The organism is Mycobacterium sp. ITM-2016-00318, from assembly GCF_002968285.2.
GTDB lineage: Bacteria > Actinomycetota > Actinomycetes > Mycobacteriales > Mycobacteriaceae > Mycobacterium.
Genome location: NZ_CP134400.1, coordinates 4,421,048 through 4,440,455 on the forward strand (window position 1 = coordinate 4,421,048; position 19,408 = coordinate 4,440,455).

Below are 19,408 nucleotides of genomic sequence, written 5' to 3' on the forward strand. Positions count from 1 at the left end.
GAGCTAACGGCGGTCGAGGTCGATCAGGCCGAGTCGGGCAGCCTTGAGCAGACGACGCGGGACCTTGTGCTGCTGACCTGCAACCGTGACCCCGACGAGTTCGGTGCGCTTGGCCTTCCACTGCGAGCGGCGGCTACGGGTGTTCGAGCGCGACATCCGGCGCTTGGGCACAGCCATGGGTAGAAGCTCCTCTTGAGGGGTGCTGCCGCGCAGCGTTCGGCTACGGCAATTGGGTATCAGGATAGCCGGTGACCTGCGCGGCCTCCAAAACGCCGATTATCGGCGCCGACGGATTCCGGCGAGCCGTTGCGCGTGCGACGGGGATCCGGGGTCCTGACGCGGGTTCTCGCGGTTGAAATCGCGCATCATGCCGTCGATCCGGCGGCCTTCGGCGCGGAATCGGCGCACGAGCCAGACCATCGCGGCCGCGAGGACGGCCAGGACGATCCATGCGAGCCAACTCATACGCACCCCTTCAGCCGAGCGTAGCCTCCGAACTGTGGGATTTCGGTGCGAATACCCATGCTGAGCGCTGTTTATCGGGCCTCACGCGCAATCGGGGTGCCTTGACGGCGGACCGGTGGTACCGGCTAACCTACCGGTTGGTTGGCACGCAGATCGATGAGGAGGATGCGTGACGTCGGCGCACGGGAGACGCAACACCGTTTTGGCACCGGTGCGCATCGGGAACTGCTCCGGCTTCTACGGCGACCGTCACGCGGCGATGCGCGAAATGCTGACCGGCGGCGACCTCGACTACGTCACCGGCGACTATCTCGCCGAGCTGACCATGCTGATCCTCGCCCGCGACCGGGCCAAGTCCGCCGACCGCGGCTACGCCAAGACCTTCCTCAGCCAGCTCGAGGAGTGCCTTGGCCTTGCGCTCGACCGGGGCGTGCGGATCGTCGCGAACGCCGGCGGGCTGAACCCGGCGGGTCTTGCGACGGCGGTGCGGACGCTGGCCGAACGTCTCGGCCTGCGGGCCACGGTCGCCCACGTCGAAGGCGACGACCTGGTGGCACGCGCGAGCGAGCTCGGCTTGGGAGCGGCGACATTCGGCGGGGGCACACCGCTGGCCGCCAATGCCTATCTCGGCGCATGGGGCATCGTCGACTGCCTCAACAGCGGGGCCGACGTCGTTGTCACCGGGCGCGTTACCGATGCGTCGGTGATCGTCGGTCCGGCCGCCGCGCACTTCGGTTGGGCGCGCGACGATTACGACTGCCTCGCCGGTGCGGTGGCCGCAGGCCACGTCATCGAGTGCGGCGTTCAGGCGACGGGCGGCAACTTCGCGTTCTTCACCGAAGTACCCGATCTGACCCACGCGGGTTTTCCACTGGCCGAGATCTACGACAACGGCGGCTCGGTGATCACCAAGCACGCGGGAACCGGCGGTGTGGTCAACGTCGACACCGTCACCGCGCAGCTGCTCTACGAGATCACCGGCGCACGGTATGCGAATCCCGATGTGACACTGCGGATGGACAGCATCGAGCTGTCGCCCGACGGAGCCGACCGGGTGCGCATCGACGGTGTTCGCGGCGAACCGCCGCCACCCACGCTGAAGGTGTCGCTGAACAGCATCGGCGGTTTCCGCAATGCGATGACGTTCGTGCTGACCGGCCTCGACATCGACGCCAAGGCCGACCTGGTGCGCCGGCAGCTGGAAGCCGGGCTGACGGTCAAGCCTGCCGAGCTCGAGTGGCGGCTGGCCCGTACCGACCACGCCGACGCCGACACAGAGGAGACGGCTAGCGCACTGCTGCACTGCGTGGTCCGCGACCCCGATCCGGCCAATGTAGGACGCAAGTTCTCGTCCGCCGCAGTCGAATTGGCGTTAGCCAGCTACCCGGGCTTCACGACAACGTCCCCGCCGAGCGATGGCCAGGTGTACGGCGCGTTCACGCCGGGCTACGTCGACGCGGCCGACGTTCCCCATGTCGCGGTGCACGCCGACGACACACGCGTACACATTCCTGCGGCAACTGAAACGAAGGTGCTGGAGCCCGTCGCGCCGTTCGCGTTGCCCGAACCGCTGCCGTTCGAGGACACCCAGCGCGTCCCGCTGGGCCGCATCGCAGGCGCCCGCAGCGGTGACAAGGGCGGCAACGCCAACGTCGGCGTGTGGGTGCGCACCACCAATCAGTGGCGGTGGCTGTCTCACGCGCTCACCGTCGAGAAGTTGCGTGAGATGCTGCCCGAGACCGCCGATCTGGAAATCACCCGCCACGTGCTGCCCAACCTGCGGGCGGTGAACTTCGTCATCGACGGCATCCTCGGCGAGGGGGTGGCCTACCAAGCGCGCTTCGACCCGCAGGCCAAGGGCCTCGGCGAATGGCTACGCAGCCGACACATCGACATCCCGGAGAGCCTCCTATGAATACTTGGCACAACCCCGAGCGCGAACAACTGCGAAAGACCGTGCGCGCGTTCGCCGAACGTGAGGTGCTGCCGTACGCCGACGAGTGGGAACGCTCCGGCATGCTGCCGCGCGAGTTGCACCTCAAGGCCGGCGAAGCGGGGCTGCTGGGCGCGGGCTTTCCCGAGGCGGTCGGCGGTGGCGGCGGAGACGGCGCCGACGCGCTGACCATCTGTGAGGAGATGCACTACAGCGGAGCTCCAAGCGGGGTGTTCGCGTCGCTGTTCACCTGCGGCATCGCGGTGCCGCACATGATCGCGTCGGGCGATCAACGGCTGATCGACACCTATGTGCGGCCGACGCTGCGCGGCGAGAAGATCGGCTCGCTGGCGATCACCGAACCCGGCGGCGGCTCCGACGTCGGGCATCTGACCACCAGGGCGACGCGCGACGGCGACGACTACATCATCAACGGCGCGAAGACCTACATCACCTCCGGCGTTCGTGCCGACTTCGTCGTCACTGCGGCTCGCACGGGCGGTCCTGGTGCAGCGGGGGTTTCGCTGATCGTCGTCGACAAGAACACACCCGGGTTCGAGGTGACGCGCAAGCTCGACAAGATGGGCTGGCGTTCTTCAGACACCGCCGAACTGTCCTACACCGACGTCCGAGTGCCCGCCGCGAACCTGATCGGCGAGGAGAACACCGGCTTCCTTCAGATCGCGGGCGCCTTCGTCTCCGAGCGGGTCGGGTTGGCTGCGCACGCCTACGGGGGCGCACAGCGTTGCCTTGACCTGACCGTCGAATGGTGCCGCAACCGTGAAACCTTCGGAAAGCCCCTGATCTCACGGCAGTCCGTGCAGAACACGCTCGCGGAGATGGCGCGCCGCGTCGACGTCGCGCGGGTGTACACCCGCAACGTGGTCGAGCGGCAGCTTGCAGGTGAGACCAACCTGATCACAGAGGTGTGCTTCGCGAAGAACACCGCCGTCGAGGCCGGTGAGTGGGTCGCCAACCAAGCGGTCCAGCTCTTCGGCGGGATGGGATACATGGCCGAGTCAGAAGTGGAACGGCAGTACCGCGACATGCGGATCCTCGGGATCGGCGGCGGCACAACCGAAATCCTCACCTCGCTGGCGGCCAAGACATTGGGGTACCAGTCATGACGGCGCTGGCTTCGACGCTAGACCCCCGATCGCCCGGGTACGCCGAGGCCGCCGACGCGATGGCCGCCAAGCTAGCCGAACTCGACGCCGAGCACGCCAAGGCGCTGGCGGGCGGTGGCGAGAAGTACGTCAAGCGCCATCACGACCGCGGCAAGATGACCGCGCGTGAACGCATCGAGATGCTCGTCGACCCCGACTCACCCTTCCTCGAGCTGAGCCCGCTGGCCGCATACAGCAGCGACTTTCAGATCGGCGCCAGCGTGGTGACTGGCATCGGAGTGGTCGAGGGCGTCGAGTGCATGCTGGTCGCCCACGACCCGACGGTCAAGGGCGGCACCACCAATCCGTGGACTTTGAAGAAGATGTTGCGGGCCAACCAGATTGCGCTGGAGAACCGACTGCCGGTGATCTCGCTGGTCGAGTCTGGCGGCGCCGACCTGCCGACTCAGAAGTTGATCTTCATCCCCGGCGGACAGGGTTTCCGTGACCTGACCCGGCTGTCCGCGGCGGGCATCCCGACCATCGCGCTGGTGTTCGGTAACTCGACGGCGGGCGGCGCCTACATCCCCGGCATGTCCGACCATGTCGTGATGATCAAGGAGCGCTCGAAGGTGTTCCTTGCCGGGCCGCCGCTGGTGAAGATGGCCACGGGTGAGGAGTCCGACGACGAATCGCTCGGCGGCGCCGAGATGCACGCCCGCACATCGGGTCTCGCGGACTACTTCGCAGTCGACGAGCTCGACGCCATCCGCATCGGTCGCCGCATCGTCGCGCGGCTGAACTGGCGCAAGCAGGGCCCGACCCCAGGCCCGGTGACAGAGCCGCTGTTCGACTCCGAGGAACTGCTCGGGATCGTTCCGTCGGATCTCCGGATTCCGTTCGATCCGCGCGACGTGATCGCCCGCATCGTCGACGGCTCCGATTTCGACGAGTTCAAGCCGCTCTACGGGTCGTCGCTGGTGACCGGCTGGGCCGACCTGTACGGCTATCCGATCGGCATCCTCGCCAACCACCGCGGTGTGCTGTTCAGCGAGGAGTCACAGAAGGCCACGCAGTTCATCCAGTTGGCCAACCGCTCGAACACGCCACTGCTGTTCCTGCACAACACGACCGGCTACATGGTCGGCAAGCAGTACGAGGAAGGCGGGATGATCAAGCACGGCTCGATGATGATCAACGCCGTGTCCAACTCGACCGTCCCGCATATCTCGCTGCTGGTCGGCGCCTCCTACGGCGCGGGGCACTACGGCATGTGCGGACGCGCATACGATCCGCGTTTCCTGTTCGCGTGGCCCAGCGCGAAGTCGGCGGTGATGGGCGGCGCCCAACTCGCGGGCGTGCTGTCGATCGTCAACCGCGCGGCTACCGAGGCCCGCGGCGGGCAGGTCGACGAGGACGCCGACGCGGCGATGCGCGCCGCCGTCGAAGGACAGATCGAGGCAGAGTCGCTACCGATGGTGTTGTCCGGAATGCTCTACGACGACGGCGTCATCGACCCCCGCGACACCCGCACCGTACTGGGAATGTGCCTGTCCGCCATCGCCAATGGCCCGATCGAGGGGACGTCGAACTTCGGCGTCTTCAGAATGTAGACAGCCGATGACTACACGAGTTCTGGTCGCCAACCGCGGGGAGATAGCCCGCCGCGTCTTCGCCACCTGCCGTCGTCTCGGCATCGGCACCGTTGCCGTCTACACCGACCCCGACGCAGGCTCGCCGCATGTCGCCGAGGCCGACGCGCGGGTACGCCTGGAGGGCCGCAACGGATATCTCGACGCTGCGCAGTTGGTCGCGGCCGCGCGAGCATCAGGCGCCGACGCCGTGCACCCCGGATACGGATTTCTCTCCGAGAACCCCGATTTCGCAGCCGCAGTGCTCGACGCCGGATTGACGTGGATCGGTCCGCCGGTCGCCGCCGTCGCGGCGATGGGCTCCAAGATCGAGGCCAAGAAGATGATGTCCGCGGCGGGTGTGCCGGTGCTCGAGGAGCTCGACCCCGAGACCGTGAGGGCCGACCAACTCCCCGTGCTGATCAAGGCATCGGCCGGCGGTGGCGGACGCGGCATGCGGGTGGTGCGCGACCTGTCCGAGTTACCCGGCCAGGTGGAGGCCGCGCGCCGTGAGGCGCAGTCGGCGTTCGGCGATCCGACCGTCTTCTGCGAGCGCTACCTCGCCACCGGTCACCACGTCGAGGTGCAGGTGCTCGCCGACGAGCACGGCACCGTGTGGTCGGTCGGCGAACGCGAATGCTCCATCCAGCGGCGCCACCAGAAGATCATCGAAGAGGCGCCGTCACCGCTCGTCGAACGCACTCCGGGCATGCGCGACAAGCTGTTCGACGCGGCGCGGCTTGCCGCGACTGCGATCGGATACACCGGCGCGGGCACGGTCGAGTTCATGGCCTCCGGCTCAGAAGACGGGGCCGGCGACTTCTTCTTCCTCGAGATGAACACCCGGCTTCAGGTCGAGCACCCCGTCACCGAGGCCACCACCGGCCTTGACCTTGTCGCGCTGCAACTGCACGTCGCCGACGGCGGCCGCCTCGACCCGGAGCCGCCGCCTGCGCGCGGGTACTCCATCGAGGCACGGCTCTACGCCGAGGACCCGGCCAAAGGCTGGCAGCCGCAGGCAGGCAGGGTGCACCACTTCGGAGTTCCCAACACGACAACGGAATTCGGGCTGCTGGACAAACTCGGTGTGCGCGTCGACACCGGCATCGTCGACGGCTCCGAAGTATCGGTGTTCTACGACCCGATGCTGGCCAAGGTCATCTCCTACGCGCCGATGCGCCGTCAGGCCGCAGGCCTGCTGGCCGACGCCTTGGCCCGCACCCACATTCACGGCGTGCGCACCAACCGCGACCTTCTCGTCAACGTGTTGCGCCATCGCGCATTCCTCGACGGCGCGACGGACACGGCGTTCTTCGACACTCACGGCCTGGCGGAGTTGGCGTCGCCGCTGGCGGATGACCGTGCGGTCGAATTGTCGGCGCTGGCGGCGGCGCTGGCCGATGCCGCCGAGAACCGCACGACGGCAACGGTGTTCGCTGCGGCCCCCAGCGGCTGGCGCAACGTCAACTCCGGCTTCCAGGTCAAGCGCTACGACGACATCGCGGGCAAGACGCACGACGTCCGCTATCGCTTGACGCGGGGCGGGCTGGAACTGCCAGGGCATGATGCGGTGAGCCTGGTTTCGGCGACACCGACCCAGGTGGTGCTAGCGGTCGACGGTGTGGACCGGCCGTTCGACATCGCCCGACACGGCTCGGATCTTCACGACGTCTACGTCGACTCGCCTCTCGGCCCAGTGCAACTCGTCGCGCTGCCTCGGTTCCCGGATCCGTCGGCCGCGCTGGCGCACGGTTCGTTGCTCGCGCCCATGCCGGGCTCGGTGCTGCGGATCGCCGCAGCGGCCGGCGACACCGTGACCGCGGGCCAGCCGCTGATCTGGCTGGAAGCCATGAAGATGGAGCACACCGTGGCCGCGCCCGGCGACGGCGTGCTCGTCGAACTCAACGTCGAACCCGGCCAGCAGGTCGACGTCGGCGCCGTACTCGCCCGTGTGGACGACCCTCACCGCGCACGCGAGGAGCAGAACGACGAAGGAGACCAACGATGACCGAATCCGGATTCATCGAGAGCGAAGAACGTCAGGCGCTGCGCATGTCGGTTGCGGCCATGTGCGCCAACTACGGGCAGGACTATTACCTGGAGAAGGCACGTGCCGACCAGCACACCGATGAGTTGTGGACCGAGGCAGGCAAACTCGGCTTCATCGGCGTAAACCTGCCCGAGGAGTACGGCGGCGGCGGCGCGGGCATGTATGAGCTGTCCATCGTGATGGAGGAGATGTCGGCGGGCGGTTGTCCCCTGCTGCTGATGGTGGTCTCCCCCGCCATCAACGGCACCATCATCGCCAAGTTCGGCACCGACGACCAGAAGAAGCGGTGGCTGCCCGGTATCGCCGACGGCACCATCACGATGGCGTTCGCGATCACCGAACCCGATGCCGGCTCGAACTCACACCGCATCACCACCACCGCCCGCCGCGACGGCAGCGACTGGCTCCTCAACGGACAGAAGGTGTACATCTCCGGCGTCGACCAGGCGCAGGCGGTGCTCGTGGTGGGCCGCACTGAGGATCACAAAACCGGCAACCTCAAGCCCGCATTGTTCATCGTGCCCACCGACACCCCGGGGTTCACGTGGACCAAGATCGACATGGAGATCGTCAGCCCGGAGAACCAGTTCCAGGTCTTCCTCGACGACGTCCGGCTGCCGTCCGATGCGCTGGTCGGCTCGGAGGACGCGGCGATCGCCCAGCTGTTCGCCGGCCTGAACCCCGAGCGGATCATGGGCGCGGCCAGCGCGGTCGGCATGGGCAGGTTCGCGATCAACAAGGCAGTCGACTACGTGAAGACCCGCCAGGTGTGGAAGACGCCGATCGGCGCGCACCAGGGCCTGTCACATCCGTTGGCGCAGAACCACATCGAGGTCGAGCTCGCCAAGCTCATGATGCAGAAGGCCGCGACACTGTATGACAGTGGCGACGACGTCGGTGCTGCCGAGGCGGCGAACATGGCCAAGTACGCAGCGGGCGAGGCGTCGGTACGCGCGGTCGACCAGGCCGTGCAGTCGCTCGGCGGCAACGGGCTGACCAAGGAGTACGGCATCGCCGCGGCGGTGACGGCGTCGAAGCTGGCGCGCATCGCGCCGGTCAGCCGTGAAATGGTGCTCAACTTCGTCGCGCAGACGTCGTTGGGTCTGCCACGCTCTTACTGATGAAAACTGTCGTCCACTACTCCGTCGAAGGTCCGGTCGCCCGTCTGACGCTGGACTCGCCGGACAACCGCAACGCGCTGTCCACCGCGCTGGTGAGTCAGCTGCGCCAGGGTCTGTGCGACGCGGCGGACGACTCGTCGGTGCGGGCGGTGGTGCTGACCCACACCGGACGGACGTTCTGCGCGGGCGCCGACCTCTCGGAGGCCAGTGGCGGCGACCCGGCCGAGACGGTCGCCCACAATGCGCGACAGCTGACGTCGGTGCTGCGGGCGATCCTCGAGCTGCCTCAGCCGGTGATCGGAGCCGTCGACGGTCATGTCAGGGCAGGCGGGCTGGGGCTCGTCGGAGCGTGCGACATCGTGGTGGCGGGCCGCAACAGCACTTTCGCCCTGACCGAGGCGCGGATCGGGGTGGCGCCGTCGATCATCTCGCTGACGCTGCTGCCGAAGATGTCCGCGCGAGCCGCGGGTCGCTATTTCGTGACCGGTGAGAAGTTCGGCGCCGACGAGGCCGCGGAGATGGGCCTGGTGACGGTCGCTGTCGACGACGTCAATGCGGCTGTTGCCGGGTTGACGGCCGAGATCGCGAAGGGCTCGCCGCAGGGCTTGGCCGCGTCGAAAAGGTTGACCACGTCGGCTCTGCTGAGTTCGTTCGACCAGCACGCCGAGGCGCTGACCAGGCAGTCCGCAGAGCTTTTCGTTTCTGACGACGCGCGCGAAGGAATGCTCGCATTTCTACAGAAGCGTCCGCCGGCCTGGGTCAACTGACCCATACCTGGGAGGGCTCCCGCGGCCGTGAGAGCAAACAATGTTTGCTGGGTTCGCTGCGCGCCATGCTGAGAAAAGCGGCGTAGCGGCCTAGGCGTGTCATTCACATGCCCGTGCGGCAGCAGCAGAGGGGTCCGGATCAAGCGGTTGTCGAATACCACCGGCGGGAGTCACGGCAGCGGTGCTGAAGTATCCTTTGAGCTGCTCATTTGTCCGTACTCTCAGGTTTGGAAGCGCCAGCAAACAATGTTTGCTGGATCGTTTCAGGAAGCTTCCGGGAAGCCACAAGTCGCTGACGTCGGGGGTAATAAGAAAGCACTTGCGCGATTAGCCAAGTAGTGGGCTATAGTGTGTTAACTGAGCGGCGAGCACGTCACTGCGAACCCCTCACAAACTTCAAGTCAAGGAGAACGAATGAGGATCAAGTCAATCGCCGCCGTTGGCGCCATGGGCGTCGGCTTGGGCATCGCCAGCTTCATCGGCGGCACCGGCACCGCATCGGCCGCCTGCGATGAGGCCCTCACCCCGCCGCTGGAGCGTGCGAACTGCCTCGTCAGCCGGGACCTCCTCGGCGGTTTCCTGCCGAGCATCGACCCCATTACCGCATACAACACGTTCGTCAACGGCGACCCGGAAGACACCGATTTCGGCAGTCTTGGCATCGCCCACCAGGGCGAGACTTTCGTGAACAGCCTCACGGGCACGGGTGGTTTCCTGTCGGGGCCCATCTCGTCTGTGCCCGAGGGTCCCTGATCCTTCGATAAGTCAACGGGCACTTACGCACAGCGCAGGTGCCCGTTTTCTTTTGCGCGTAGGGTCAGTCAGCGATGGCTCGTGACGTTCTCATCACTGGCGCGACCGGCACACTCGGGCACCGAGTGGTCGGCGAAGCCACCGAGGCCGGTCACAAAGTCCGCGCGCTGAGCCGCAGACACCACGTCGGCTACACCGGCGTCCACTGGGCGCAGGGCGACCTGCTCAGCGGCGAGGGCATCGACGCCGCGCTCGACGGCATCGACACCGTCATCCACTGCGCCACCCAGGGCACGCGTGCCAAGGACGTCGTCTCCGCCACCAACCTCATCTCGGCCGCACGCCGCGCGAAGACGGCCAACATCATCTATGTGTCGATCGTCGGAATCGATCGCATCCCGCTTCCCTATTACAAGACCAAGCTGCGCGTCGAAGAGGCGCTCGCCGCGTCGGGACTCGGCCACACGATCGTCCGCGTCACGCAGTTCCACGATCTGATCGAGACGTCGTTCTCTATGCAGCGCTTCACACCCGCGCTGATCGCGATCAAGGACGTCCGCTTCCAGCCCATAGACACCCGTGACGTCGCGTCGCACCTGGTGTCGCTGATCGACAAGGAAGCCGCCGGTCGGGTTGACGACATCGGCGGGCCCGCGGTCTTCGGCCACGACGATCTGGGCCGCATGTATGTGACGTCGCGCGGCAGCCGTCGACGGGTGGTTTCATTGCCAGTGCCCGGTGGCATCGTCGCCGGCTTCAAGTCCGGCGCTAATCTCGTGCCGGCAAATCCAATCGGCACGATCGGCTTCGCCGAGTACCTAGTTGCAACTACATGACTTTCCTGTGCTTATTCGTACCTTCGCCGTACGCTCGACAGTGATGAGCACTCCAACGTCGCGAAATCAGTCGGACCCCGCAGCGGACACCGATCGCGTACACGTTGCACAGCTCCTCGCCGACGCCGCCGCAGCGGGTCGCCTCCCGATGAGTGAGTACGAGAACCGGCTGACCAAGGCCTACGCGGCCAAGACGTACGACGACCTCGAGCGCCTGAGTTCGGATCTGCCCGGCGCCTTGACCAGCGCCGTGAGGGGCGGGCCGCTCCATCCGGCTCCGTCGACGGTGCTGCTGGCGATCATGAGTGGATTCGAGCGCCGTGGCCGGTGGAATGTTCCGAGAAAGCTGACGACCTTCGCGCTGTGGGGCGGCGGCGTGGTCGATCTGCGCTACGCCGACTTCACGTCACCCGAGGTCGAGATCCGCACCTACTCGATCATGGGCGGCCAGACGATTCTTGTTCCGCCGGAGGTCAACGTCGAGTTGCATGGCCACGGCGTGATGGGAACGTTCGACCATCTCGAGAACGGGCAGGGCGTACCCGGCGCACCCCTGGTGAAAGTCAAGGGCTTCTCGCTGTGGGGCAAAGTCGCCGTCAAGCGCAGGAAGCGCAAGGCCGGCTAGCACCGACCCTGCGCTGCCGCTTGCGGTTAGCAGTCCTTGAACCCGAATACCGGCGCTCCGCTCGCGGGGTCGCCCTTCAAGTTGCATTCGCGGACCGGAAGTACGTTTCCTAACTGATCTGCCGGGGCCGTGTTGAGCACACCCTTGAACGCGCCGTTCGATCCCGTTGTCTTGTCGTAGTAGTACTTGCCGTCGGCCTGGTCGTACCTGACCTTGCCGGCCTGCCCGAACGCCTCGTGATACCCGGCACCAACCGGCGAATCGTCAAGTGTCTTGTTGATACCCGGAGTCTGATTGAAGACCGAATCGCCGAACTGCTGCGCGGCGCGCAGACCCGGCGCGGGGTTGTTGAGGTCCGGGCGGCCGACCGCGGTGCCCGGCGTATTCGCCTCGACCTCATTTGCGGTTGGTGCTGCCGCTGCCATGCCTGCCGGCGCAAGAGCCGCGAGTGCGCCGCCGGCGGCCAGGCCGCCGATCACCGTCCGCGTGCGCACAGATCTTTCGGACATGCGCCGATGCTTCGCCATCTACAGGGTCCCCTTCACGAAAGCGGCCGCCCCCTCGGGCAGCTCGTCCCGCGAAATGTAGCGCACGCGTCGACGGTTGTCGCGAGTAAATGCATATCACTGCAACGCAATTCGGCTCCGACTGAGCGACCCGGTTATCCACAGTCGGGACTTTATCCACAGGCGGCAATTTTCCTCTGACACATCGCACACACGTTCGAATAGCGTGGAAGGCATGAAGTCGCAGCAGCAAAAGCAGATCGGCGCCGCACTCGATGCGATCGACGCCGGTTACGCGCAGCTGCGCGCGGCCTGCTCGGACTCGGTCGGCAATGCGTTTCGCGTCGAGGTCGCCGAGCGCCTCGAACGCCAACACCGGGTCAACCGGGGCCAGATGTACCGCGTCTTCGGCGAGCTCATCGAACCACCCGACGGGCCCGACGACCCCGACCTGCCCAAAGGCACCGTCATCTCGAAACTGCTGTGGCAGCGGCTGCGCATCACCAGCGGCGACATCAAAAAGCGCATCATAATCGCCGGCCGCATCCGCCCGCGCCGGACGCTCACTGGACCACAGCTGCCGCCCGAACTCCCCTGTCTCACAGAGGCCCTCGAGAACGGCGACGTCGGCGAAGCCCACATCGACGCGGTCTGCGAGGGCGTCGACGCATTGCCGTCGCGGCTCAATCACAGAAAGGGCACGGCCGAACGGATTCTGGTCCGCCACGCCAAAGAAGACGACGCCAACTTCGTCGCGAAGACGGCTCGTGACATCGCTGCGGAACTGAGCCCCGACGACGACTTCGATGAGCAGGATCGCAGGCGCAAGAGCGGATTCAGGATGGGCAAGCAACGCGTCGACGGCATGAGCTACATCGCCGGCTGGGCTGACCCCGAACTTCGCGGGTACATCGAAGCCGCGAATGCCGCCGTCAGACCCGGCCGCCACCAACCACACGATCCGGTCACTGATCCAGAACACGAGCCGGAGAACGACCACTCGCCCGCCGACGCCGAGCAGTTCGAGTTGATCGACGACCCCCGACCGGAACTCGACACCGACGCCCCCGATGACGCAGCCGCAGACGCAGCCGATCAAACCGCAGACGAACCTTCAGGCGTCGAGCACGTCGCGGTGGAACTCGATACTCGCAGCGCGGCCCAACGGCTTCACGATGCCCTCAAACTCGGCTTGAGAGCGGCGCTCGCCTCAGGCGCCTACGGCCAGCACCGCGGCCTGCCGGTCACCGTCATCGCCACTACCACGCTGGCTGAACTCGACCAAGCCTCCCACGCCATCAACAATCCGGCCATCCCGATGCCACCACCGGCACGCACCGGCGGCGGCTCGCGCCTACCGATGCGCGACCTACTCCGCATGGCCGCCAACGCGATCCACTATCTGGCGGTGTTCGACGACCACACGGGCCGGCCGCTGTACCTGGGCCGCACCAAGCGCATCGCCACCGTCGACCAACGCATCATCTGCTACGCCCGCGATCGCGGCTGCACACGGCCCGGCTGCACCGAACCCGGATACCACTGCGAAGTGAACCACGAACCGGCCTGGGGCAAAGGCGGCCAAACCGACGCCGACTGTCTCTTCTTCGACTGCGGGCCCGACCACGCCCTCATCACCAAGGGCCTACTCCAAACCAAGATCACCGACGCCGGCCGACTCGCCTACACCGACGACACCGGTCCACCCGAGATCAACCTCGCCCACCATCCCGAAGAACTCCTCAAAGAACTCTTCGACGACGACGATCCCTAACGGCGGCGGCGCGAACGCAGATAGTCACCGACGACGGCGGCTCCCAAGCCATCGAGATCGGGCACTACGACGCGCCCTTCGACGCGCCGCGCCACTTGATCGATGAACCGGGCCAGGCCCGGATCGTTGCCGAGCCGGAAAATCGTGACCTGCGCACCGAGGCGGGCCATATCGTCGAAGCCCTTCACGGTGTGGGCGATCGTCCGCGGATGCGGTGGGTAGTCGAAGAACACTCCCGGCGGCTGAGCCGCCGAATCTAACCCAGTGCCGTCTCGATAGCTCTCCAGGTGCGCAGTCGGTTCACCGTCGGTGACCACCAGCACCACCGGCTGCGCGTTCGGGTGACGGCGCAGATGCCGCCCGGCAAGCGCCAGCGCATGGTGCAGGTTCGTGCCCTGCTCGTAGACACCCTCCAAGCCGGTCAACTCCGCCGCCGACACCGTCCGCGCATAGCGGCCGAAGGCAATGATCTGCAACGCATCCGACCGGAACCGGGTGCTCACCAAGTGACTCAAGGCCAGCGCTGTCCGCTTCATCGGCAGCCAGCGGTTCTCCATCACCATCGAGAACGAGGTGTCCACCAGCAGTGCCACCGCGGCCTGCTGACGCGTCTCGGTCTCCGACACCTCGACGTCCTCGACCATCATCCGAATCGGCGTTTCCGCCTCGCCCGCGCCCGCCTGCCGCAGCACGGCGTTGGTCAGCGTGCGGGTGACGTTCCACGGCTCGGTGTCGCCGAACTGCCACGCCCGCGTGGCGCCCGTCAGCTCGCCCGCCGCGCCGGCCCGTCGCGTCTCCCGTTCTCCGTGCCGGCCCGAAAGCTGCTGCGACACATCGCGCAACGCGGTCTGACCGAGCTGGCGCATCGCCTTCGGCGACAGCCGCCACTGCCCGTCGGCGCCGCGATCCAGGAAGCCCTGGTCCATCAACGCCTTCTCCAACTCGGACAGTGTGCGCGCGTCCACGGCGGCCTCTTCGCCGAGCTGGCGGGCCAGCGCCTCGAGGTCGACGTCATCCATCGTCGCACCCGCATAGCTCTGCGAGAGCGCCTCCGCCAGCTGCTCGAGCTCCGCGATGTCCTGCATGGCCTGCGCACCCTCGCCCATACCCATCGGGTTGTCGCCCGAGAACCGCGACGAGCCCGTCCAGTCCTCGCCCGGCCGCGCCGCCTGCAGATGCCCGTCGAGCCGGTTGAGCGCATTCATCAGCGACGGCGAGCCGAAAGCCTGCTGCGCCAACGCATCCAGCTCGGCACGTTGATCGGGCGACAGGCTGTTGCGGAACCGCTGCGCGGCGGCCGCACGCTGGGCCAGCGAATCCAGCAGCTCGTCGACGTTCTGCGGGTTCTCCGGGAAGAACTCGCCGTGCTTGGCCATGAAGTCGTCGAAGTCCTCCTTCGTGTCCTCGCCGCGGGAGTGCTTGTCCAGCAGATCGTTCAAGTCGTCGAGCATGTCGTTGACACGCTGACGGTCCTCATCGGTGGCGTTCTCCAGCGCCTGCTTCATCCCGGCGAACCGTTGGTCGAGCATCTCGCGGCCCAGCAGATCCTTGATCTGCTCGTACTTCTCGCGCGCTTCCTGGCTGCGCCAGTCATAGTCGGACAGCTCCTGGACGGCCTTGGCAGGCGACGGCGGCAGCGACTCGATCCGCATCTCGTTGAACCGCGCGTCGTCGTCCAACGCACGCGCCAGTTCCTTGCGCTCGGCCAGCACGGCCTCGTCGAGCAGCTTCTTGATCTCCTGCAGCGTGCCGTCGAGGTTGTTGCGCTGCAACAGCTCCCGGCGGCGGCGGTTCGCCTCGGCGGCCAGCTTGTCGGCGCCCTTCATGTTCTGCGTGCCTCGTCGCAGCAGCTCCTGCAGCGCCCGACGCGGAGACGAGCCCTCCATCACGTCCTGCCCGATCGCCTCCAGCGCGTCACGCAGATCCACCGGCGGCGCCAGCGGATCCGGACCGCCGGTGTAGCCGGAGTAACGAGACGAGCGCCCGTGCCCGCGTCTAGCCATAGACGGTTTCACCCTCGCCGGACACCTTGTCGATGCGCTTGGCCAAATACAATGCCTCCAAGGCCAATTCGACTGCGGCGGCACGCTGGCCGTCCGACGTCGCACCCAGGCGCTCCTGCACCTTGGCGATCGCGGGCACCTCGGGCACCACAGCGAGCACGTCGCGCGCCGACACCCGCTCGCCCGTCGTCACCGCGTTGCCACCCTCGATCGCGACCACCAGCGGGCCGACGTCGATACCGCCGAGCAGCCGCTGTGCGGTGTCGGCCGTCGCGCGCCGCAGCAGATGCTCGAGCACCGCCTGCTCGCGGCCCTCCTCACCGGACTCGAACTCCAGCTTGCCGCGCAGCACGTCGATCACCGTGCCGAGGTCGACCACGCGCGCCACCGGATCCTTCTCACCGAGGATCGCCGAGCGGTGCCGCGCCGCAGCAGCGACCGTCTCCGCCGCCGCGATCGCGAACCGCGCCGACACACCAGAACGCTGGTCGATCGACGTCGACTCACGCAGGTAGCGAGCGAAGCGCGCGAGGATCTGCAGCAGGTACTCCGGCACCTCGGCCGCGAGCTGCGCCTCCTGGCTGATGACGCCGACCTCGGCGTCCAGCTCCAGCGGGTAGTGGGTGCGGATCTCCGCGCCGAAGCGGTCCTTCAGCGGGGTGATGATCCGCCCGCGGTTGGTGTAGTCCTCGGGGTTGGCGCTGGCGACGACCACCACGTCGAGCGGTAGCCGCAGCGTGTAGCCGCGCACCTGGATGTCGCGCTCCTCCATCACGTTGAGCATCGACACCTGGATGCGCTCGGCGAGGTCGGGCAGCTCGTTGACCGCGACGATGCCCCGGTGCGCCCGCGGGATGAGCCCGAAGGCGATGGTCTCGGGGTCGCCGAGGCTGCGGCCCTCGGCCACCTTGATCGGGTCGATGTCGCCGACCAGGTCGGCCACGCTGGTGTCGGGGGTGGCCAGCTTCTCGAAGTAGCGCTCGCTGCGGTGCCGCCACTCGATGGGCAGATCCTCGCCGGACTCGGCGGCCCGCCGGATCGACTCCGGCGTGATCGGCGTGTACGGGTGCTCGCCGAGCTCCGACCCCGCGATCACCGGCGTCCATTCGTCGAGCAGGCCGGACAGCGAGCGCAGCAGTCGGGTCTTGCCCTGACCGCGTTCGCCGAGCAACACCACGTCGTGGCCCGCGATCAGCGCCCGTTCGAGCTGCGGAAGCACGGTGTCCTCGAAGCCGAGGATTCCGGGCCATACCTCGCGGCCCTCTGCCAGCGCGGCCAGCAGGTTCTCCCGGATTTCCTCTTTGACGCCCCGCTCGCGATGGCCGGAGGCACGCAGCTCGCCGACGGTGCGGGGCAGATTGTTAGATGACGTCACTACTCCACGCTACGACTGCTCGGGTTCTGCGGCAGCGGCTACGCCTTACGCGAACATGACGTCGCGGAAAAGCAGCAGCCTGCGCACGCCTCGGCTAGGCGTGATCGTGACCGCTGTCACGCCGCGCGAGGTTGTCGGCTCGTGCGGTGACCTCGACGGAGCGCACGGCGCCGACATCGCCGAGCACATCCTCGAGCGCACCGACCCAATGGTGGTAGTAGCTCCACCGCGTGCGCTCGTCGGCCGCCGCCTCCCAGCGGGCGATACGGGCAATCAACGCCGCTTGAAACCGCTGCCAGGTGAACGCATCGGCCTGGTTCAACGCGACGGCCATGGCGAAGGCCCGGCTCTCCCAGGGTTCGGCGAACACCAGCTCACCGTTGGATCGCGGCGGCGCGGCGGCACCCTCGAGATCCATCGGGACGGTCATGGCGCCCCGATCTTCGCCACGCCGACCATCGCGTCGCGGGTGACAAGAGCCACCAGTTCGTCCTGCGACCATCCGTCGGTGCCTGCCGGGCGCTGGGGCAGCACGAGCCAGCGGACCTCGCTGCTCGAATCGTGGACCGTGATGTGCACGTCGTCGGCGAGGCCAAGGCCCATCTCGCGCAGCACTTTTCGGGGTTCCTTCACCATCCGCGCCCGGTACGCCGGATCCTTGTACCAACTCGGCGGCAGACCGAGCAGCTGCCATGGATAACACGAACACATCGTGCAGACCACGGCGTGATGGGTGGCGGGACCGTTCTCGACGACCACGACGTACTCCGTCTGCGGCCCGAGGAAGCCCATCTCGCGGATGGCGGCGGTGCCGTCGTCGAGCAGCCTGCGCCGGTACTCGGGATCCGCCCACGCCTTGGCCACCACCTTGGCTCCGTTGAGCGGCCCGATATCGGTTTCGTAGGTCCTGATGATGGCGTCCAGCACCGTCGGGTCGATGAGGCCGCGCTCGGTGAGCAACTGCTCGAGCGCCTCGGTGCGCAGGGACGCAGAAATGCGTTCTGCCGAATCAGACACGCTCATGGGGCCTTCTCCAGATAGCTCTCGAACATCTCGATCGTCACTGCGAACTCTTCGGCGCCGTCACCCCACAGCTCATGTGAATCGAACTGCACGGTGTACACGAACTGCGGGCACTCACCCTCGAAGTGCGCGTTGGTGTCGGGAAACACGAACGCGGGCTCGATCAGCGTGACGACGCCGGTGTGACCGCGGATATATCGCGGCAGCCGGGTGTGTCCGGCCGGCGAGAGGTCCTTGGCGCGTACACGCTCACCGAGACAGAACGCCGGTTCGCCCTCGACGTGGCGAAGTGAACCGTCGGCGGTCGACGCATGGCCAGACTCGGGCGGTTCCGGCGTGGGCGCTTCCTCGATGCCATCGCCTCGCAGATTGCGGGCCCTCGCGTCGACGGCCGACGGTGCGAGGACTCCGCTTTCGGTCAGGGTGCGCTCGGCGCCGTTGAGCCAGCGGCCGAAGTAGCCGTCGTCGAGGTAGGCCCGGCGGTCAAGGCGCTCCAGCGAGTGCCGGAACGAATCCACGTTGCCGTGCGCCAACCGATTGGCCAGCAGGCTGAGCGCGAAGGCCCTGCCGTGCCACGGTTCCGGAAATGGCGGCTCGTCGGGCTGCGGCCGTGTCGCCGGACCCCAGCCGTCGGCACCTCCCATATCGGCGATTCCGTCCATGGCATGCACCTCCCACCGACTCGCCCTGCCGAATCAACTCGATCACATACGGACCGGCGGTGAGGCATTTCTGAGTGTTTTCCGGCCACCGAAGGCTTCGGCCGTACCGACAGTCAGGAGTCGGACGGGGGCAGCATCTGGAAGCCGGTGAGGATGGTTTCGGCGTCGCGCTTGTAGGCCGGATCGTCCGCGTCGCCGCTCTGCACCGTCATCGTCATCGCGTACGTGGTGTCTTCCGTGGTCAGCACGGCGGTGACCACCCTGGCCGGGTGCGGCGGCAGGAAGCCGAGCATCGGCGTCGTGTAATCGATCATCTCGGCGGGCAGTTCGCACACCGTAGTGGGGGTCACCTCGATGTCCGTCGCGCCGATCTCGGTCTCCAGCGCATCCTGCTGAGCGTCGAACACCTCGCGCGGCTCGGCGATACCGCGATGGCTCTCCAGCGTCACCACCGCCGTCGGCGAGAAGCCGTCGCGCGCGAGGCTCCGGTTGCGCATCGTGAAGCGGATCAGCTCGGAGTCCATCATCGTGACCCGCTCCCACCCCTCGGGCTGGGGGATCGCCATGACGGGCTCTTCGTCGGTGTGGTCGGGGATCGACGTCATCGGCGCGTCCACCGACGTGCAGTCCGACGCGGTGGCGGCGGCCCTGCCCATATCGGGCGCCGCGACAACGCGGGCGTCCTCGACGACGCGCGTGCACGCCGCGGCGAGCACCAACGCCGCGGCACCGGCAACCACCGCAACAGAACGCGCCGCCCTCGCCATGGACGGCAACC

At 67.1% G+C, this 19,408-nt stretch carries 19 protein-coding genes; 10 read left to right on the forward strand and 9 right to left on the reverse strand.

Annotated elements, in window-relative coordinates:
* Window positions 1-3: 3 nt before the first annotated feature.
* Window positions 4-177, reverse strand: coding sequence for a 50S ribosomal protein L32 (gene rpmF / locus C6A82_RS21645; protein WP_105342880.1), 174 nt, complete (start codon window positions 175-177; stop codon window positions 4-6).
* Between the two features lie 99 nt (window positions 178-276).
* Window positions 277-465, reverse strand: coding sequence for a hypothetical protein (locus C6A82_RS21650; RefSeq protein WP_105342879.1), 189 nt, complete (start codon window positions 463-465; stop codon window positions 277-279).
* A 211-nt stretch (window positions 466-676) separates the two neighbouring features.
* On the opposite strand from C6A82_RS21650, the gene C6A82_RS21655 reads away from it, so the two are divergent.
* The 9 genes from C6A82_RS21655 (at window position 677) to C6A82_RS21695 (ending at window position 11,287) form a co-directional block, all read left to right on the forward strand.
* Complete coding sequence (locus C6A82_RS21655) at window positions 677-2,380, forward strand: acyclic terpene utilization AtuA family protein (RefSeq protein ID WP_105342886.1); 1,704 nt, start codon at window positions 677-679, stop codon at window positions 2,378-2,380.
* Entirely contained in the window at window positions 2,377-3,525 is a 1,149-nt protein-coding gene (locus C6A82_RS21660) for an acyl-CoA dehydrogenase family protein (protein ID WP_105342877.1), read from the forward strand. The genes C6A82_RS21655 and C6A82_RS21660 overlap by 4 nt, the downstream gene beginning before the upstream one ends.
* Window positions 3,522-5,117: a carboxyl transferase domain-containing protein gene (locus tag C6A82_RS21665; protein WP_311101463.1), complete on the forward strand. Its 1,596-nt coding sequence runs from the start codon at window positions 3,522-3,524 to the stop codon at window positions 5,115-5,117. Before C6A82_RS21660 ends, C6A82_RS21665 begins: the two co-directional genes overlap by 4 nt.
* 7 nt (window positions 5,118-5,124) lie before the next feature.
* A complete protein-coding gene (locus tag C6A82_RS21670; protein WP_105342794.1) occupies window positions 5,125-7,143 on the forward strand; it encodes a biotin carboxylase N-terminal domain-containing protein in 2,019 nt (672 codons plus the stop codon).
* Window positions 7,140-8,306: an acyl-CoA dehydrogenase family protein gene (locus C6A82_RS21675; RefSeq protein ID WP_105342792.1), complete on the forward strand. Its 1,167-nt coding sequence runs from the start codon at window positions 7,140-7,142 to the stop codon at window positions 8,304-8,306. The genes C6A82_RS21670 and C6A82_RS21675 overlap by 4 nt, the downstream gene beginning before the upstream one ends.
* On the forward strand, window positions 8,306-9,073 hold the full coding sequence (locus tag C6A82_RS21680; RefSeq protein ID WP_105342791.1) for an enoyl-CoA hydratase family protein: 768 nt from the start codon (window positions 8,306-8,308) through the stop codon (window positions 9,071-9,073). Before C6A82_RS21675 ends, C6A82_RS21680 begins: the two co-directional genes overlap by 1 nt.
* 414 nt (window positions 9,074-9,487) lie before the next feature.
* Window positions 9,488-9,826: a hypothetical protein gene (locus C6A82_RS21685; protein ID WP_105342790.1), complete on the forward strand. Its 339-nt coding sequence runs from the start codon at window positions 9,488-9,490 to the stop codon at window positions 9,824-9,826.
* Between the two features lie 74 nt (window positions 9,827-9,900).
* Window positions 9,901-10,662, forward strand: coding sequence for an SDR family oxidoreductase (locus C6A82_RS21690; RefSeq protein WP_105342788.1), 762 nt, complete (start codon window positions 9,901-9,903; stop codon window positions 10,660-10,662).
* Window positions 10,663-10,705: 43 nt separating this feature from the next.
* Entirely contained in the window at window positions 10,706-11,287 is a 582-nt protein-coding gene (locus C6A82_RS21695; protein WP_105342786.1) for a DUF1707 domain-containing protein, read from the forward strand.
* A 26-nt stretch (window positions 11,288-11,313) separates the two neighbouring features.
* Here the strand turns inward: C6A82_RS21695 and C6A82_RS21700 are convergent, their stop codons facing one another.
* On the reverse strand, window positions 11,314-11,796 hold the full coding sequence (locus C6A82_RS21700; RefSeq protein WP_105342784.1) for a hypothetical protein: 483 nt from the start codon (window positions 11,794-11,796) through the stop codon (window positions 11,314-11,316).
* A 232-nt stretch (window positions 11,797-12,028) separates the two neighbouring features.
* Between C6A82_RS21700 and C6A82_RS21705 the strand changes: the two genes are divergently transcribed.
* Entirely contained in the window at window positions 12,029-13,567 is a 1,539-nt protein-coding gene (locus tag C6A82_RS21705; RefSeq protein WP_105342796.1) for an HNH endonuclease signature motif containing protein, read from the forward strand.
* Here C6A82_RS21705 and C6A82_RS21710 read toward each other — a convergent pair.
* The 6 genes from C6A82_RS21710 to C6A82_RS21735 form a co-directional block, all read right to left on the reverse strand.
* Window positions 13,564-15,570, reverse strand: coding sequence for a VWA domain-containing protein (locus C6A82_RS21710; protein ID WP_311101464.1), 2,007 nt, complete (start codon window positions 15,568-15,570; stop codon window positions 13,564-13,566). The two genes, C6A82_RS21705 and C6A82_RS21710, sit on opposite strands and share 4 nt — an antisense overlap.
* The gene (locus C6A82_RS21715; RefSeq protein WP_105347950.1) at window positions 15,563-16,945 is read right to left on the reverse strand and encodes a sigma 54-interacting transcriptional regulator; all 1,383 of its coding nucleotides are present in this window, start codon (window positions 16,943-16,945) and stop codon (window positions 15,563-15,565) included. Before C6A82_RS21715 ends, C6A82_RS21710 begins: the two co-directional genes overlap by 8 nt.
* Before the next feature lie 94 nt (window positions 16,946-17,039).
* Window positions 17,040-17,375: a nitrile hydratase accessory protein gene (locus C6A82_RS21720; RefSeq protein WP_105347949.1), complete on the reverse strand. Its 336-nt coding sequence runs from the start codon at window positions 17,373-17,375 to the stop codon at window positions 17,040-17,042.
* The gene (nthA, locus tag C6A82_RS21725) at window positions 17,372-17,968 is read right to left on the reverse strand and encodes a nitrile hydratase subunit alpha (RefSeq protein WP_105347947.1); all 597 of its coding nucleotides are present in this window, start codon (window positions 17,966-17,968) and stop codon (window positions 17,372-17,374) included. Before nthA ends, C6A82_RS21720 begins: the two co-directional genes overlap by 4 nt.
* Window positions 17,965-18,630 (reverse strand): nitrile hydratase subunit beta, encoded by a 666-nt coding sequence (nthB, locus tag C6A82_RS21730; protein ID WP_105347945.1) that lies wholly within the window; start codon window positions 18,628-18,630, stop codon window positions 17,965-17,967. The genes nthA and nthB overlap by 4 nt, the downstream gene beginning before the upstream one ends.
* Before the next feature lie 113 nt (window positions 18,631-18,743).
* A complete protein-coding gene (locus tag C6A82_RS21735; RefSeq protein WP_105347943.1) occupies window positions 18,744-19,397 on the reverse strand; it encodes an LpqN/LpqT family lipoprotein in 654 nt (217 codons plus the stop codon).
* Window positions 19,398-19,408: the final 11 nt, after the last annotated feature.